Origin of the sequence: Sphingobium herbicidovorans (genome assembly GCF_002080435.1) — a bacterium.
Classification (GTDB): domain Bacteria; phylum Pseudomonadota; class Alphaproteobacteria; order Sphingomonadales; family Sphingomonadaceae; genus Sphingobium; species Sphingobium herbicidovorans.
In genome coordinates this window covers 2,270,189-2,286,969 of sequence record NZ_CP020538.1, presented here as the reverse complement: position 1 = coordinate 2,286,969, position 16,781 = coordinate 2,270,189, and the positions used below count along the sequence as shown (strand labels likewise).

Sequence of the window (16,781 nt, the reverse complement as noted above, 5' to 3'; positions counted from 1 at the left end):
GCTGACCCATGGTAGGCATCACAAACAAGACGCTGATCGCCGAAATCCGTCGGCAGCAACAGCTTTCGCAAGGCATCATCGAAGGGCAGACAGCCATTTCGACCGGCATCACGCTCAACAAGCCGTCCGACGACGCGCTCGCATGGGTGCAGGTGTCGGAAATCGGCAAGGCGCAAGCCCAGCAGTCCGCCTGGCAGGCCAATGTCAGCTATGGGATAAGCCGCGCGGCCAATGCCGAAGCCAATCTGCAGGAAATCAACAGCCTGTTGATCCGCGCGCAGGAAATCGTCACATCGACGCGCAGCGGCTCGCTCAACGACACCGGCCGCGCGGCCTTTCTCGAAGAGCTGAACACCATCCGCACCAGCGTCGCGTCACTGCTGAACCAGCAGGATTATCAGGGCGTGCCGGTGTTCGACGACACGCAAAGCGTGCTGGTGCCGGTAAGCCGCAGCCTCAACCTTTCCGTCGTCGGCACCCGTCAGGAAGTGTCTGAAGGGATCGACGTCAGCGGGACGCCCATGTCCCTCGACGATATTCTGGGTCAGGCCATCACCGCCGTTCAGAACGGCACGGACGCAGATCTTGTCACGGCGCTCAACACCATCAAGGTCGGGCAAGCCCATATCTCCATCGAACAGGCAAAGCAGGGCGTGCGCGGCGACCGGCTCGACGTGATCGGGGAACGGCTGACGAACGTCGATCTTGACCTGGCCGAACGTCGCCAGGGCCTGGAATCGACCGACCTTGCCGAAGTCATCTCGTCTGTGAAGAGCAAGCTGCTCCAGCTCGAAGCGGCCCAGTCGGCCTTTGCGCGGATCAATCAGCAGACTCTGTTCGACCTGATCCGATAAGCGCCTTCACCGCTCCTCGATCATGATCTGCAACGGGCAAAAGACGCAAAATGGAACAAAAACCCGTCGTCCTAAACCTCGCGCTAACCATTGTGCATTAACCATCTGATGAAAGCGCCGCGTTGGCGCTGTCGGATGAAAGCCCACGGGCGGAATTTTCAGGGGTATTCATGTTCGCAGTCATTGGCCTCGTCGTGCTGCTCGCCATGGTTTTCGGCGGCTTCATCTTCACGGGCGGCGACATTGGCCCCGTTCTCCACGCCCTGCCGCATGAAATGCTGATTATCGGCGGCGCGGCTGTCGGCGCGCTCATCATCGGCAATTCGGGCGCGGACCTGAAAGCGCTGGGCGGCGGCCTGGGCAAGGTGTTCAAGGGCCCCAAATATAAAAAGCAGGATTTTCTCGACTGCATCTTCCTCGTCTCGCGCCTCATGAAGACGCTGCGGGTCGAAGGGCCGGTCGCGCTGGAACCGCATATCGAGGATCCGGCAAGCTCCACCATCTTTTCCGAATATCCGCGCCTGATGGCCGACAAGACGCTGATCCACCTGATGAGCGACACGCTGCGGCTGGTCGTCGTATCCTCCGGCACGCTCGATCCGCATGCGGTGGAAGAGGTCATGGATAACGCGCTCAAGACGCACCATCATGAATCGCTGAAACCCGCCGACAACCTCCAGGGCTTGGCGGACGCCCTCCCCGCGCTCGGCATCGTCGCGGCGGTTCTGGGCGTGGTCAAGACCATGGGATCCATCGATCAGCCTCCCGCGATCCTGGGCGGCATGATCGGTTCGGCGCTCGTCGGCACCTTCCTCGGCGTTCTGCTCGCCTATGGCATGGTCGGCCCCTTCGCCAATCGCTGCCGCTCGGTGATCGAAGCGGATGGCGCCATGTATCATGTCGTCAAGCAGATCATCATCGCATCGCTGCACGGCCACCCGCAACCGCTGGTCATCGAAGCCGCGCGCTCCAGCCTGACCCACGCGAACCAGCCGGCCTTCGCCGAGGTGTTCGACGGCATGCGGGGCAAATAACCCATGGCGGAAAAGAAGCGCGGCGCGAACGAGCCCGAACCGCGGCCGATCATCGTCAAGAAGATCATCGTCGATGGTCATGGCGGCCATCATGGCGGCGCGTGGAAAGTCGCCTATGCCGACTTCGTGACGGCCATGATGGCCTTCTTCCTGCTCATGTGGCTGCTCGGCGCGACCACGGAAAAGCAGCGCAAGGGCCTGGCCGACTATTTCACGCCGACGCTGGTCGAACTGAAGATGGCGTCGGCTGGCTCCACCGGCCTGTTCGGCGGCGACTCCATGGTCAGCAAGGAAAATTACCCGACCACCGGCGGTCAGGGCAATCTGGCCATCACCATCCCGCGCGACGCGTCCGGCACGAAGGATCAGGGCGGCAAGGCCACCCGCGCCGCCGACCGGGCCAAGTTCGAACAGATCAAGAAAGAGCTGGAAGCGCGCATGGCCAAAAAGGCCGGGATCGCCAGGCTGCACAAGAATATCCGCTTTTCCATGACCCGCGAAGGGCTGCGCATCGACCTGATCGACGAATCGGATTTCGCCATGTTCGCCATGGGCACCGACCGGCTGCTGCCCCAGGCGCAGGCGCTGGTCAGCGAAGTCGCGGGCGTCATCAAGACCATGCCCAACCCGCTGATCGTGCGCGGCCATACCGATGGCCTGCCCTACAGCGCCGGGCAGACGATGAACAACTGGATGCTCTCCTCCGCCCGCGCCGAAGCCACGCGCAAGGCGCTGGCCAGCAACGGCATCGGCAACGACCGCTTCGCCCGGATCGAAGGCGTCGCCGACCGCGAACCCTTTGCCAAGGGCGACGCCTACGACCCGCGCAACCGCCGCATGTCGGTGATCCTTGGCTGGACGCAGGGCGGCAATGACAGCGGCAACGCCGACGAAGAAGGCATGGACGCGGAAACCAAAGCCGCGATCCGCGAACGCGACAACCCGATGACCGTCGCCCGCACCGAAGCGAAGAAAATCGACATGGGCGGCACCGGATTGCCGACAGGCGTCCAACTGCTCAACCCATCGGCGGCAGGCACATCGAGCAAGCCGGGCAAGCACTGATCGGTTGGCTGGAGCGACAAACAACGCCCCACCGCCCTCCCACCCCTTCCGTCATCCCAGCGAAAGCTGGGATCTCATCGCGATGCCTTGCCGCTTGAGACGCCAGCGCTCGCGGGAATGAGGAAAAGGGCGGGTTGCGGCGAGGGTTTCAGAGCCCGCTCGCGAAACAGCTTACATGAACATGTTGAAGGCCGCAGAGCGCCTCTTTCAGACGCCCAAATTGCATCCTCATAGGCTAGAAAGCGGACGTCCGCTCTCAACCAGTCGCCGCTGGTTGCAATAAATTTTAACCTGTCTTTGTGCTGCCGTCATCGGCCGCCACTTGCTTAACATGTTGGACCTTTAGCGTCGCGTGAAAGGCGTTGTCCTCCCAACTTATCGTCACCCAGCTCACCGATTTAGGATGCTGAATTTCTATGCGCCCGGGCCGATATTGGGCCCTTGCTAAGAGTGGGTATTTTTCATCGTCCACTTGCTCGAGGAGCAGTACGAAAATGAAACCGAGGACGCTTACTTGGACCGCGACGATCTCATCTCCGTCCTCAGCTGTTTCGACCCAAGGAACAAGCTGGAACCGAGAATGGTTTACCATCAGATCGCCCTCATTCATCATACAGTAAAGCCCAGCGCCCTCAGGCCAGGCTGTGGGGTCATCGAGCATAGCGACCAGCGACACATCTTTCGCGAACGCGCCCGAGAGGCGTTTGTCGTCGCGCACTAAGTTACCAGACACCGCGAGCGCCTTAGCGGTTTTCAGCAGCCACCGTTCTATATCGTGGCCCGATACTAGCGCATGACGCGGCTGGCCAGCATCACCTTCGAGGAAGACTTTTAGGCAGCGAAAGAGATGTTTCGCTGCATTGTCGATAGGACTCAGCACGCTGTTGTGTTTCGTGCACAGGCAATTAGCGCGCAGACTTTTCTTGCTGAGGATTTTCTCCTCGCCCTTGGCGAGCCAAGGCACTCCGGAGATAGAAAAGCCTCCATCTCCTTTGAGAACTTCAATAACGGATTCCGAGATTAGATGCTCGCCTGATATCGGCGACACGCACGAACCGAGTTCACGCATATAACAGCGCTCGACTGTCTCCGCCGCTGACAGATCGCGAAGGCCGAGTGATGCTGATGGTCGGTGCCAGTTTCGACCGTCAAAGCAACACTCCAGCGCAATCTTGATTGAGCCGCACGGGCATGGTGCTTGGAGGACGGCCTCCCTTCTGCGTTTTGCTTCCCCCACATTGCCTCCTCGGACACTGCCGATGCGAAATTCGGCGTGTCCTGTAATAGTTGTGTATCAGCGCCTCCCAGCCCTGTCGTCTTCTGGAATGGCTACTAACCGACCCCCGTTGTCCTAAAGTCGTCATTCCGCAACGGCCAGCCACCGCAATTTAAAGCCCAACAAACCTCGGCATCGGAGCTTACGCGGACCGAGAACATCTTCCAGCCCGCTCAACACAACACTCCCCAACCCAAAAACGAAAAAGGGCGAACCTCGCGGCCCGCCCCTTCCTCATCCAGCTTTATCAGCGCGTCTTAGTAAACGCGGGCCTTGGGCTTGATATATTCCGCTTCGTCCGTGAGCGTGTAATCGTGCACCGGACGGTAATCGAGGCTGACCTTGCCGCCCTTGCCGCCCCAGCCTTCGAACCAGCTGACGGTGTGCTTCATCCAGTTGTCGTCGTCGCGGTTCGGGAAATCCTCGTGCGCGTGCGCGCCGCGGCTTTCCTTGCGGTTTTCCGCGCTGACCATCGTGCAGACCGCCTGGGACATCAAATTGTCCAGCTCCAGCGTCTCGATAAGGTCGGTGTTCCAGATCAGCGAGCGATCCGAAACGCCGACATCCTGCATACTGGCATTGACCTGCGCGATCTTGGTGACGCCCTCGCCCAGCAGCGCGCTGTCGCGGAACACGGCGGCATGCTTCTGCATGGTGTGCTGCATTTCCAGACGGATTTTCGCCGTGGGCGAACCGCCCTTCGCATTGCGATAATGGTCGAGGCGCGACAGCGCCAGATCGGCCGCATCCTTGGGCAGCGGACGGTGCGATCCGTTGGGCTTGATCGTTTCCTTAAGGTGCAGGCCCGTAGCGCGGCCAAACACGACAAGGTCGATCAGCGAGTTGGAGCCAAGGCGGTTCGCGCCATGGACCGACACGCAGGCCGCTTCGCCGACCGCGTACAGACCCGGCACCACGACTTCGGGATCGTCGCCGACCTTCGTCACCACCTGCCCATGATAGTTACAGGGGATGCCGCCCATATTATAATGGACGGTCGGGGTCACGGGCAGCGGCTGGCGCGTCAGGTCGACGCCTGCGAAGATCTTTCCGCTTTCGGTGATGCCCGGCAGACGCTCGGCCAGCACCTTGGGGTCGATATGGTCGAGGTGCAGGTATATATGATCCTTGTTCGGACCAACGCCGCGCCCTTCGCGCATTTCCATCGCCATTGAGCGCGACACGACGTCACGCGACGCCAGATCCTTGGCCGACGGGGCATAGCGTTCCATGAAGCGCTCGCCTTCGGAGTTGGTGAGGTAGCCGCCCTCGCCGCGCGCGCCTTCGGTGATCAGCACGCCCGCGCCGTAAATGCCGGTCGGGTGGAACTGCACGAACTCCAGATCCTGCAACGGCAGGCCCGCGCGCAGCACCATGCCGCCGCCGTCGCCGGTGCAGCTGTGCGCCGAAGTGGCGGAGAAATAGGCGCGGCCATAGCCGCCCGTCGCCAGCACCACCGCCTTGCTGCGGAAGCGGTGGATCGAACCATCTTCCATGCAGATGGCGACGACGCCCCGGCATTCCTTGCCGTTCGGGCCGTCTTCCATGATCAGGTCGATGGCGAAATATTCGATGTAGAAGTCCGCGTCATATTTCAGGCTCTGCTGATACAGAGCGTGCAGCATGGCGTGGCCGGTGCGGTCGGCGGCGGCGCAGGTGCGCTGCACCGGCGGGCCAGCGCCCATATTCTGCATGTGGCCGCCGAAGGGGCGCTGATAGATCGTCCCATTCTCGTTACGGCTGAACGGCACGCCGGCATGTTCCAGCTCGATGACGGCCGCAGGCGCCTCGCGCACCATATATTCGATGGCGTCCTGGTCGCCCAGCCAGTCGGACCCCTTGACGGTGTCGTACATGTGCCAGGTCCAGTGGTCGGGCGAGTTGTTGCCAAGGCTCGCGGCGATGCCGCCCTGCGCCGCCACGGTGTGGCTGCGCGTCGGGAACAGCTTGGTGATGCACGCGGTCTTCAGGCCCGCTTCGGCGCTGCCCATCGTCGCGCGCAGGCCGGAGCCGCCAGCACCCACGACGACCGTGTCGTAGGTGTGGTCGATGATCTTGTAGGCTTCGCTCATTATTTGACGATCCCCGTGAAGGCGATCTTGGCGATCGCGAATACGCCCGCGGCCGCGCCGCCAAAGGCATAGAAGTTCAGCAGCAGCATGGACAGGAAGGCCAGCCCCTTGTCATGGACATAATCCTCCAGCATCACCTGCATGCCGAGGCGCAGGTGCCAGAAAATGCTGACGACCATCAGCATCAGCGGCACCGCGACCAGCGGATTGGCGATCCAGTTATGGACGCTCTGATAATCGAGCCCCGGCAGCGCTATCAGGCTGAACAGCAGCCACAGCACCAGCAACAGGTTGCCGATCGCGGTATAACGCTGCGCCAGCCAGTGATGCGCGCCATGACGGGCCGAGCCCAGGCCACGGACGCGGCCGATTCCGGTTCCCGTTCCCATCAGAATTTCCCCGTGCAGATAGCGGCCCAGAAGGCGATGGTGAGGAGCGTCGAGATGACGAAGGTCAGCACGGACCAGGTCTTGTTGTTTTTCAGTTCATAGCCAGCGCCCATGTCGAGCACGAAGTGGCGCAGACCCGACGTCAGATGCTGGAAGAAGAACCAGCTGAGGCCCGCCATTACCAGATAGCCGATGGGCGAAGTCGCACAGGCCACGAAGGTCGCATAGGCTTCCGGCCCCGACGCGGCGGCCATCAGCCACCAGACCAGACCCAAGGCACCCGCAGTCGCCAGGCCATTGCCCGTCACGCGGTGCATAATGGAAACGGCCATCGCTGGCCCCCATTTCCAGATCGTCAAATGCGGCGAGAGCGGCCGGCTCGTGGTTCGCGCCATATCTACCTACGTCCCTGATGCTTGTCCCTGATTCCCGTCCCCTTAGGCACGATCGGTCAAGAGGGCAAGCCGCCCCGGCGGAGCGACCGGATCATCACGGCTAAGAACTGATTAACCAGATCGCGCTATCACGAGCCTGACAAAGAAGACAAATTGAGGTTTGCCGCATATGACGTCCGCCGCATCATCGAAGAGCGCAATGATCGCCAGCATGGCAGAAATCGATCCCACCGGCGAACTGGCCGCGGGGCTTCGCGAAATTCGCGACCTGATCGGCGATGCGGCATCCATCTCCGCGCGCACCTTCTTCGACAGCTATATGGACCAGTCGCGCCTGCGCAGCGTCCTGGCGGCCTCGACCATCGCGAAGATCGAGACCGAGGCGCATGAATATGTGCGGCAGAAACTCAGCTTCTATGAAGCGGGGAGCTGGGCCGGCTCCAGCATCGCCTGCGTCCGCTTGGCGCGCAAGCGCAACCTGCCGCTGGGCGTCGTGCTGACCGCCGTATCCGACGCCAACAAGCAGCTCATCGACATGGTGTGGCGAAAGGCGCCGGACGACGCGACGCGCCAGCGCCTGGTGAATATCATCACCATGGTCAGCATGGTGGACGCCAGCTTGATGACCAACGCCTTTGCCGGCGATGAAGCCGAAGCGCAGCGCAGCGAACGCCAGCGGATCGGCACCTTGTTCGAACAGCGAATCATGGGAGAGATCGACGGCGCTTCGCAACTGGGCGAATCGCTGCGCGAACAGGCAAAGGATGCGTCCGCCGCCACGCGCGGCATGCTGGGCAAGGCGTCCGAAGTCGCCGCCGCCGCCGAACAGTCCGCCATCGCCATGCGCGAAGCCGCGCGGACATCGGCTGGCCTCATCCGCGCGATTGAGGACGCCCGGACCGAAGTGGAAAGCGCCGCCGACGTGGCGCAGCGCGCCGCCCGCCAGTCAGGCGACGCCGTCACCATGTCCACTACCCTGACCGAACATGCCAAGTCGATCGAATCGATTCTCGGCCTCATCCGCGACATTGCGGGCCAGACCAACCTGCTCGCCCTCAACGCCACGATCGAAGCGGCCCGCGCGGGCGATGCCGGTCGCGGGTTCGCCGTCGTCGCGCAGGAGGTAAAGAGCCTCGCCAACCAGACGGCGCGCGCCACCGACGAGATTGCGGGCAGGATCGCCGATATCCAGGCGTCCACCCGCCAGTCGGTCGAAACCAACGAACGCATCCGCGACACCGTGGGCGAAGTGCAATCGAGCGCCGACCGCATCCGCCACGCCATGGATGTTCAGGCGCAGACCGTCACCATGATCACGGCGGCTGTCGATGAAACCGCGCTTGCCGCCGATTCGATGTCGGGCACCATTTCCGCGATCCGCCAGGATACCGAAGTCGTCGCGTCGGAAATCGACCAGCTCGAACGCGGCTTCATGAGCGTGGAGGGCAAGCTTGCCAGCCTGCGCGCCGCCTCGTCCGACTTCGGGCGTCAGGTCGCCTGAAGGTTAGCCAGACCGCCCATCGTCACCCCGGACTTGATCCGGGGTCCAGCTTAACCCCCGCTCGGCGGCTCTAGGCGCGCACCCGCTTCCCCTCCCCTCATCAAAGTTCTAAAGGGCGCGGCATGACCGACGCCGCCCCCACCGCCGCCCAAAGCTGGAAAGTCACGCTCCCCTGCACCCGTGCGGAGGCAGAGGCGCTGGACGGCGACATTGCGGCCTTCGCGCTGATGAACAGCCCGCCGGTCCTGATGACCAGCGAAGCGGCCCCCGACGACGAAAACGCCTGGCGCCTCGACGCCTATTTTGAGGGCGAACCCAGCCCCGCCGCGATCAAGCTCCTTCGCACCCTCGTCCCCAGCGCCGCTGGCGCGAAACCCCTGATCGAACAGCTGCCCGACGAAGATTGGGTGACGCTCAGCCAGCAGGGCCTCGAACCCGTCACCGCCGGGCGCTTCCATGTCCGCAACCTCGCCGCCGACCCGGAACGGTCGGGCCATATCAATTTCCTCATCGAAGCCAGCCGCGCCTTCGGCACCGGCCAGCATGAAACCACCGCAGGCTGCCTGCTGATGCTCGACCGCATGCGCCGGATCGGCATGCGCTTTGGCAATGTCGCCGATGTGGGCACAGGCACCGGCCTGCTCGCCTTCGCGGCGCTCCACCTGTGGCCCCGCGCCTATGCGACCGCGTCGGATATCGACCCCGTCGCCGTCGATATCAGCGCGCAGAACGCCGCCGCCAACCGCATCCCGCTCGGCCGGGGGCAGGGTCAGCTCGCGCTCTACACCGCCGCCGGGGTCGATCATCCCGCGATAGCCACCCGCGCGCCCTACGACCTGCTGATCGCCAACATCCTGGCTGGCCCGCTCATCGAACTCGCCCCCTCGCTCTGCGCACTGGTCGATGAAGGCGGCACCATCCTGCTCGCCGGGCTGCTACAGGAACAGGCCGACGCCGTCCTTACCGCCTACCGCACGCAGGGCATGCGCCTCGCCGAACGCAGCGATCGAGGCGACTGGCCCACCCTGCGCCTGCGCAAGCGCCCCGCCATCGGCTGGAAACGCCCCCGCCGCATCGACCGTCAGGCGCGCGGCGAAGCGCCGGGTTTCGGAAGCCTTTGAAATAGCCCTCTCCCCCGCGCGGGAGAGGGTTGGGTGAGGGCAAATCGCCGTCCCGTCACCCCGGACCTGATCCGGGGTCCAGCGCCTAACCAACCTCTTGCCTCCCCCGCAAAGCCCCCTAGTCTCGCCACCGACCCTCACCATTCAGCGAGAGCGCCATGCCCATCACCCGCCGCGTCACCATCCATGAAGGCCCCGGCGGCACGTTCGAAAGCCTCGCCGTCTTCGACAATACAGCGTCAGGCCCCCGCCCCGGCATCCTCCTCTTCCCCAACGTGCTGGGCACAAAGGAAGCCGATTTCGCCTATGCCGAAAAGGTCGCCACGCTCGGCTACATAGTCCTCGTCACCGACCTCTACGGACAGGGCAAGCGCACCGCGCGCACCGACCCGGACATGGGCCGCTACATGGCCGAACTCAACGCAGACCGCGCCCTGCTGCGCGACCGGGTGACGGCGGCGCACGCGCTGCTCAAGTCACTCGACGAAGTGGATGAAGCCCGCACCGCCGCAATCGGCTTCTGCTTCGGCGGCAAATGCGTGCTCGATCTGGCCCGCAGCGGCGCGGACATGGCAGGCGGAGTGAGCTTCCACGGCGTCTATGACGCCCCACCCTTCCCCAACGCCGCCATCACGGCCAGGCTACTGATCTGCCACGGCTGGGAAGACCCGATAGCCCCGCCCCAAGCCACCGTCGCCCTGGCCGACGAACTCACGCAATCAGGCTGCGACTGGCAGATCCACGCCTATGGCCACACCGGCCACGCCTTCACCGACCAAGCCGTCAACATGCCCGAAAAGGGCCTCGCCTACAGCGCCGATGCGGACCGCCGCAGCTTCCGCTCGATGCGGGATTTTCTGGGGGATTTGTTTGGGTAGGTGCAGATTGCCGCTGGCTCAAATTTAAATAAGAGGCAAAGCCGCATCTACGCTACGGCGAGCTGTCGAGAGTGCCGACAGGAGTTGCCCTGACCTCAAGCCTCACGCTAAGCTGTCGAACGAGGCTTCAAGGGACTGGACATGACTGATTTGATTGACGAAATTGAATTGGCTGCGCGTAGTGTGCGAACTGACGCTTATTCAATGTCCATCAGCGAGCTCGTTAGTCAGTATGAGGATGGTGATCTAGTTATCGATCCTGAGTTTCAACGGCTCTTTCGATGGGAGCCCGGCCAGAAATCGAAGCTAATTGAGTCCCTTTTGCTGGGAATACCTTTGCCTTCGATATTTGTTTTTGAAACAGACCAAGGAAAATGGGAGCTTATCGACGGTCTACAGCGCTTATCGACCATACTAGAATTCATGGGAAAGCTACGTTTGCCCGAAGGAGTGATAGCTCCACCATCGGTGCTGGAAGCAACACGGTATCTCCCATCATTGCATAATGTCGTATGGGAAGAATCTGATCAGGTCGAAGGTGTGGCAGTAGCAGACCAGAGGCCTCTAGATAAAACTCAACAACTTGCAATCAGAAGAGCGCGTCTAGGCGTAGAAATTTTGAAGCGGCCGAGTGATGACGCCACTAAATTTGATCTTTTCCAAAGGCTAAATGCTGGCGGAACTGTAGCAAATGCTCAAGAGTTGAGAAATTCAATTACATTGATGGTGAATGCTCCATATTTTAGAGCATTACGTACAGCAGCAGAAAATGATAATTTCAAGACTGTGACTGGAATAAATGAAGATCAAGAGCAGAAGCAACGTCACCTTGAACTAGCAATGCGTTTTCTCGTCCATACATTCATAGAATATGATGGAAAGTTAGACGTCGAAGAATATATCGATGAGGGCGCAATTGCGCTGGCTCGCAATGGAGATATTGCTCGAGACACGTCTACAATCATACAAACTTTTGACCTGCTTTCTCAGGCGGATGGCGATAGGGCTCTCCGAAGATTTGATGGGGTAAGACACACAGGTAAAATTGGCTTGGTAGCGCTTGAGACGATTGCGGTTGGAATAGCCAAAAATCTGTCAGATGTTCGCGCTCTGCCCGACGCTGTGGGGTTCATTCGTCAAAAATCTCGGGATTTTTGGCAAGATCCTGCGACAGCTAACTTCACCTCACCCGGAGTCCGCGGCACAACGAGAATACAGCGAACCGTTCCTTACGGAGCGCAATGGTTTCAACCGTGAGTAAACCGTTTTCCGACCAAGATCTGGCCTATCAATTATCCCGAGATCTAACTTGGCGAATCAAAGAAATAAGCGACTTAAAATCTGCGGTATTATTGAGTGATACGGTTGCTCGGCCCGCCCTACTCCGCGCGCTCGTTACCGTTGCCTACGCACACTGGGAAGGCCATGTTAAATATTCTGCGCAAAAATATCTTACTCATGTCGCATTGCGCAAAATTGCTTATTCATCTTTAACTCGGCAATTTTTGAGAAACGATTTCCTGCCAAAGCTTGCCGCGATCGGTCAGAAAGGTGTCAAAGAAAGGGGAGATTTAATTGATGCCATCCTTGATGGAGGCTCACGGCGGTTCGTTCAAATCAATGAAAATCTAGTCAATACAAAATCAAATCTCAATTTTGAGGTTCTTTGCGATATTTGTCGCGTGTGCGGAGTTGATCCCACTATTTTTTCAGATCATGAGAATTTTATAGATGTTATTCTGTTGAAACGAAGAAACTCCATCGCTCACGGCGAAGAAACTTTCGTCGGGGTCGAGGATCTAAATCCACTTACAGAACAGACTATCAGTTTGATGCGAATGATCTCAAATGATTTGCAGGCCAAGGCCCATTTAGGACATTATCGTGCCATGCCTTGAACGATCGCCTTTGCAATTCAATCAACTAATTTCGCCGACCAAAATGGTCACCACCTACCAGTCGCCCTCGCCCCCCCTCAAACGTCCCCAATCATCTCCGCCAACACCCCCAAACAATCCTTCGCCAGCTGCATCGACCGCGCGGGGGACCAGCCGAAATCGGCGTCGGGCAGGTCGTCATTATCCTTGAACGGCATTTCCAGCGTCATCGCCACCGCGCCGAAGCGCTGGGCGATCTGGTTGGTGGACATGGACAGGTTCGCCTTGCCCGCCGCAGCGGTGGGATAGCCTAGCTTCGTCTGGAAATCCGGCGTCCGCAGCGCCAGCGTGTCGCGGTATCGATTATAGAGCGCCAGCTGCCGCTCCGTCAGCCCCGCAATCCCCTCAAACCCCGCCAGGAACACCGCCGGGATTGCTTCGTCGCCATGCACGTCCATGGCGAAATCCACCCCCGTCTCGTCCATCGCCGCGCGCACCAGGAACACTTCGGGGCTGCGCTCCATCGACGGTTCGTGCCATTCGCGGTTCAGGTTCACGCCCGCCGCATTGGTGCGCAAATGCCCCCTGCGACTGCCATCGGGGTTCATGTTCGGCACGATGTGAAAGGTCGCTTGTCGGCGCAGCAGGCGTGCGACCGCATCCTCTTCGTCGCACAGCCGCTCCAGCGCGCCTTCCATCCACCATTGCGCCATGCTCTCGCCCGGATGCTGCCGTGCATAGAGCCACACCTGCTTTGGCCCGTCCCCTATCGTCAGAAGGTCCATCGGCTGCCCGTCCAGCGTCAGGCCCAGTTCGCGATGCGCGACCCCCGGCTGGCACGCGGCCCAAGCAATCAGGTCATGGTGCCGCTCCATCGAATAGGGCGCGAAATAGGCCAGCCACACCGCATTGACGTCAGGCGACAGGCGGATGGTCAGCGTGCCGTTTGCATAGCTGGTGTCCGCCTGGGTCCAGTTTTCCCGATCCTCGCTCACCCGCGCCCTGTAACCCGGCCAGCCGTCGGGATAGGCCGATGTCCCGCAATTGGTGATGGCCAGCTCCACCTCGCGTCCGGCCACGCCCGCGACCCGGAAATGGAACCATTGATAGAAGTCGCTCTCCCGGTCCTTGACGATTTCCAGCTCCGCCCGGACGCTGGCGCCGCTGTCGATGATGGAACGAACGCGAATATTGCCGCTGTCGAAGGCGCTGCTGATCGAAATGGTCATTTGACGGTTATAGTGCGCCCCGATTCGCCCGGATAGCCCCCGATGAGCGCGCTCGCGAGCTTTTGCGCGGCAAGGCCCGGCTGGGCTGCGGGCGTGCCTTCGCGCGCCTGGCTCACCGCCCGTCCTTCCCACAAAGTCGCCGAATCGGCGCGGCGGCGGATCTGCACCTGCAACTGCGTCATCACCACATCCTTGGGCCGCCCCGACAGGTTGATGCCGATGCCCACGCCCATGCCGGAAAAGCCGCCGCTGCCAACGCCGCCGCCCACGCCTACGCTGACCGGCCTGCCGTCATCGCCATAGCCGGTCGGGCGGAAGCTGCGGCGAAAACCAACCAGCGCGACATAGTCGCTCCGCGCGCCCGCAGCCGCCGGCGGGGTAAAGCCCACGCGCTGCAACTCCTGCTCCACCGCCGCCGCATAGGTGCGGAATTCCAGCCCCGCGTCCGGGTTGTCGGGCATTTCCTCCACCGCGATCGTCCCGCTGCGCGCCGGGTCGCCTACATGGAACCGCGTCACTTCAACCGGCGGCACAGCGGTCGCGCAGGCGGACAGCGACAGGGCCAATGCGGCGGGGAGGAGGATTTGCTTCATCATCATGCTTGTCTCCGACAGGATGCGTCAGCCATACACGACGCCGGGCGGCTTTTCTCTTCAAACATGTGAAGCCATGGCTTGGCTGCATGGCGAATGAACGGGGCAAAAGAGCGGTCAGCCGCCCTTGACTTTCGCCTGTACCGCCCATAGGGGCTGCGCTTCGATTTTCCGATCACGCAAAGATTCTTAAAAGGCTGGTTCCATGAAGATCCGCAACTCGCTCAAGTCGCTCAAGGGCCGTCACCGGGACAACCGCGTGATCCGCCGTCGCGGCCGCACCTATGTCATCAACAAGACCAACCGCCGTTTCAAGGCCCGCCAGGGCTGATTGAATGGCGGACATCGCCGCCGTCATCTTCGACGTCGGCAAGGTCCTCTACCATTGGGAGCCTCGGCTCCTCTACGAGCGCCTGATCCATGACGATCGGGCGCTCGACGCGTTTCTGCGCGATGTCGTGTCGATGGACTGGCATGTCCAGCATGACATGGGCCGCCCCTTCGCGGAAACCAGCGCGGAACTGATCGCCCGCCATCCCGAACATGAACCGCTGATCCGCCTCTGGGGCGATCGCTTCATCGACAGTGTCCAGCCCGCCGTCGCCGGCATGCCCGAACTGGTCCGCGACCTGCACCAGCGGGGCGTGCCGCTCTACGCCCTCACCAATTTCAGCGCGGAATTCTGGACGCCCTTCCACGCCCGCGAAGCCGCCCTATTCGCGCACTTCCGCGACATCGTCGTGTCGGGCGTCGAACGGATCGCAAAGCCAGATCCCGCCATCTACCGCCTGGCGCTCGACCGATTCGGCCTGCCCGCGGAAGAAACGCTGTTCATCGACGATCGCGAAGACAATATCGCGGCGGCACAGGCGCTCGGCATCCACGGCCATCTGTTCCGCGACGCCCCCACTCTGCGCCGCGACCTTGCCGCGCTCGGCCTGCTCGCGCCTATTCCCGTCCTTTAAGCTCGTCGCCGTGAATGGCGGCGACATGCAGCACGTTGGTCGATCCCGGCGTGCCGAACGGCACCCCCGCCAGCACGACGATCTTGCCCCCCTTGCGCGTCATGTCATGCCGCAAGGCCATGCGCCGCGCCTTGCCGATCATCTCTTCGAACGTGCCGACATCCTTGGTCCGCACCGCATGCACGCCCCAGGTCAGCCCCAGCTTGCGCGCCGTGTCCAGCCGCGGCGTCAGCGCCAGGATCGGCGTCAGCGGCCTCTCGCGCGCCACGCGGCGCACCGTGCTGCCCGACAGGGTAAAGCAGGTGATGGCGCTCGCCCCCACGACCGACACAATGCCCGCCGCCCCTTCCGCCAGCGCATCGGCGGTGGTCGCGTCGGGCTTGGTCTCCGTAAAGTGCAGCCGCGCGACATAGCCGGGGTCGCGCTCCACGCTGTGCGCAATGCTGTCCATCATCGCCACCGCTTCCTCCGGCCAATCGCCCGCCGCCGTTTCGGCCGACAGCATGATGGCGTCAGCCCCGTCATAGACGGCGGTGGCGACGTCCGACACTTCCGCCCGCGTCGGCGTCGGCGCCTTGATCATCGATTCGAGCATCTGCGTCGCCACGACGACAGGCCGCCCCATACGCCGCGCCGCCGCCACGATCTGCTTCTGGAGCGGCGGCACGGCCTGCGGCGGCAATTCGACGCCCAAGTCGCCGCGCGCCACCATCACGCCGTCGGCCAGCTCGATAATCTCCTCCAGCCGCTGCACGGCGGCGGGCTTCTCGATCTTCGCCATCAACGCGCCATGCCCACCCATCAGCTTGCGCGCCTCGGCCAGATCCTCGGGCCGCTGCACGAAGCTCAGCGCGATCCAGTCGCACCCGTGATTGACCGCAAAGCTCAGGTCGCGCCGATCCTTGTCGGTCAGCGCAGGCACCGGCACCACCACATCGGGCACGTTCACCCCCTTGCGGTTGGACAGCGTCCCGCCAACCTCGACAATGGTGTCGATGCGCCCACCCTCGACCTTCTTGACCCGCAGCACCAGCTTGCCATCGTCCAGCAACAGCCGGGTTTCGGGCAGCAGCGCCTCGTAAATCTCAGGATGCGGCAAATTGACCCGCCGCGCGTCCCCCGGCTCCTCGTCCCGGTCCAGCACGAAAGGAGCGCCGGTTTCCAGCACGGCCAGGCCGCTCTTGAACGTACCAACGCGCAGCTTTGGCCCCTGAAGATCGCCCAATATGGTCGTCGGCCGCCCGAATTCCTTTTCCAGCGCGCGGATTGTGGCGATCCGCGCGGCATGATCCTCATGCGCGCCATGGCTCATATTGATGCGGAAAGCGTCTGCCCCGGCGACGAACAGCGCCCGAATCACTTCCGGGCTGTCGCTCGCGGGGCCAAGGGTCGCCAGGATGCGGACCTTGCGCGAACGGGGCGGCAATTTCGTCATTCCAAATAGCTCCTGACCGTCATGGGCGCCTCTGCTTTGCCAGGGCGTCGTTTTCGATTATCCGTGCTGCACGACAGGATGATGTAGATCAGCGAAA

At 61.9% G+C, this 16,781-nt stretch carries 17 protein-coding genes; 10 read left to right on the top strand and 7 right to left on the bottom strand.

All coding sequences use genetic code 11. The features are described 5' to 3' along the window. The first annotated feature begins 8 nt into the window (after window positions 1–8). The 3 genes from B6S01_RS11190 (at window position 9) to B6S01_RS11180 (ending at window position 2,953) form a co-directional block, all read left to right on the top strand. Complete coding sequence (locus tag B6S01_RS11190) at window positions 9–854, top strand: flagellin (RefSeq protein ID WP_037467632.1); 846 nt, start codon at window positions 9–11, stop codon at window positions 852–854. Window positions 855–1,024: 170 nt separating this feature from the next. Beyond that, complete coding sequence (gene motA, locus B6S01_RS11185; protein WP_037467814.1) at window positions 1,025–1,888, top strand: flagellar motor stator protein MotA; 864 nt, start codon at window positions 1,025–1,027, stop codon at window positions 1,886–1,888. A 3-nt stretch (window positions 1,889–1,891) separates the two neighbouring features. After that, complete coding sequence (locus B6S01_RS11180) at window positions 1,892–2,953, top strand: flagellar motor protein MotB (protein ID WP_037467633.1); 1,062 nt, start codon at window positions 1,892–1,894, stop codon at window positions 2,951–2,953. Between the two features lie 286 nt (window positions 2,954–3,239). Here B6S01_RS11180 and B6S01_RS21360 read toward each other — a convergent pair whose 3' ends face one another. From B6S01_RS21360 to sdhC, 4 genes are all read right to left on the bottom strand, one after another. Beyond that, on the bottom strand, window positions 3,240–4,022 hold the full coding sequence (locus B6S01_RS21360) for a hypothetical protein (RefSeq protein ID WP_197053227.1): 783 nt from the start codon (window positions 4,020–4,022) through the stop codon (window positions 3,240–3,242). Between the two features lie 464 nt (window positions 4,023–4,486). Then, on the bottom strand, window positions 4,487–6,301 hold the full coding sequence (gene sdhA, locus B6S01_RS11170) for a succinate dehydrogenase flavoprotein subunit (RefSeq protein WP_037467634.1): 1,815 nt from the start codon (window positions 6,299–6,301) through the stop codon (window positions 4,487–4,489). Continuing rightward, on the bottom strand, window positions 6,301–6,690 hold the full coding sequence (gene sdhD, locus B6S01_RS11165) for a succinate dehydrogenase, hydrophobic membrane anchor protein (protein ID WP_037467635.1): 390 nt from the start codon (window positions 6,688–6,690) through the stop codon (window positions 6,301–6,303). The genes sdhA and sdhD overlap by 1 nt, the downstream gene beginning before the upstream one ends. Next, window positions 6,690–7,022 carry a succinate dehydrogenase, cytochrome b556 subunit gene (sdhC, locus tag B6S01_RS11160; protein ID WP_407695216.1) on the bottom strand — a complete coding sequence of 111 codons (333 nt, stop codon included), beginning with the start codon at window positions 7,020–7,022 and terminating at the stop codon, window positions 6,690–6,692. The genes sdhD and sdhC overlap by 1 nt, the downstream gene beginning before the upstream one ends. A gap of 232 nt (window positions 7,023–7,254) precedes the next feature. On the opposite strand from sdhC, the gene B6S01_RS11150 reads away from it, so the two are divergent. The 5 genes from B6S01_RS11150 to B6S01_RS11130 all read left to right on the top strand — a co-directional run bounded on the left by B6S01_RS11150 (window position 7,255) and on the right by B6S01_RS11130 (window position 12,483). Continuing rightward, entirely contained in the window at window positions 7,255–8,586 is a 1,332-nt protein-coding gene (locus B6S01_RS11150; protein WP_037467637.1) for a methyl-accepting chemotaxis protein, read from the top strand. A 122-nt stretch (window positions 8,587–8,708) separates the two neighbouring features. Beyond that, window positions 8,709–9,707 carry a 50S ribosomal protein L11 methyltransferase gene (locus B6S01_RS11145; protein ID WP_037467639.1) on the top strand — a complete coding sequence of 333 codons (999 nt, stop codon included), beginning with the start codon at window positions 8,709–8,711 and terminating at the stop codon, window positions 9,705–9,707. A 158-nt stretch (window positions 9,708–9,865) separates the two neighbouring features. After that, complete coding sequence (locus B6S01_RS11140; RefSeq protein WP_037467641.1) at window positions 9,866–10,585, top strand: dienelactone hydrolase family protein; 720 nt, start codon at window positions 9,866–9,868, stop codon at window positions 10,583–10,585. Window positions 10,586–10,726: 141 nt separating this feature from the next. Then, window positions 10,727–11,842 (top strand): DUF262 domain-containing protein, encoded by a 1,116-nt coding sequence (locus tag B6S01_RS11135; RefSeq protein ID WP_037467643.1) that lies wholly within the window; start codon window positions 10,727–10,729, stop codon window positions 11,840–11,842. Next, window positions 11,827–12,483 (top strand): MAE_28990/MAE_18760 family HEPN-like nuclease, encoded by a 657-nt coding sequence (locus tag B6S01_RS11130; RefSeq protein ID WP_197053228.1) that lies wholly within the window; start codon window positions 11,827–11,829, stop codon window positions 12,481–12,483. The genes B6S01_RS11135 and B6S01_RS11130 overlap by 16 nt, the downstream gene beginning before the upstream one ends. Before the next feature lie 77 nt (window positions 12,484–12,560). On the opposite strand, the gene B6S01_RS11125 is transcribed toward B6S01_RS11130, so the two are convergent. Both B6S01_RS11125 and B6S01_RS11120 read right to left on the bottom strand, forming a co-directional pair. After that, entirely contained in the window at window positions 12,561–13,691 is a 1,131-nt protein-coding gene (locus B6S01_RS11125) for a M14 family metallopeptidase (RefSeq protein ID WP_037467645.1), read from the bottom strand. Next, window positions 13,688–14,287, bottom strand: coding sequence for a DUF4136 domain-containing protein (locus B6S01_RS11120; RefSeq protein WP_037467817.1), 600 nt, complete (start codon window positions 14,285–14,287; stop codon window positions 13,688–13,690). Before B6S01_RS11120 ends, B6S01_RS11125 begins: the two co-directional genes overlap by 4 nt. A 202-nt stretch (window positions 14,288–14,489) precedes the next feature. Between B6S01_RS11120 and ykgO the strand changes: the two genes are divergently transcribed. Both ykgO and B6S01_RS11110 read left to right on the top strand, forming a co-directional pair. After that, a complete protein-coding gene (gene ykgO / locus B6S01_RS11115; RefSeq protein ID WP_004210176.1) occupies window positions 14,490–14,615 on the top strand; it encodes a type B 50S ribosomal protein L36 in 126 nt (41 codons plus the stop codon). 4 nt (window positions 14,616–14,619) lie between these two features. Next, window positions 14,620–15,249, top strand: coding sequence for an HAD family hydrolase (locus B6S01_RS11110; RefSeq protein WP_037467646.1), 630 nt, complete (start codon window positions 14,620–14,622; stop codon window positions 15,247–15,249). Here the strand turns inward: B6S01_RS11110 and pyk are convergent. After that, entirely contained in the window at window positions 15,233–16,684 is a 1,452-nt protein-coding gene (gene pyk / locus B6S01_RS11105; protein ID WP_081570374.1) for a pyruvate kinase, read from the bottom strand. The two genes, B6S01_RS11110 and pyk, sit on opposite strands and share 17 nt — an antisense overlap. Between the last annotated feature and the right edge of the window lie 97 nt (window positions 16,685–16,781).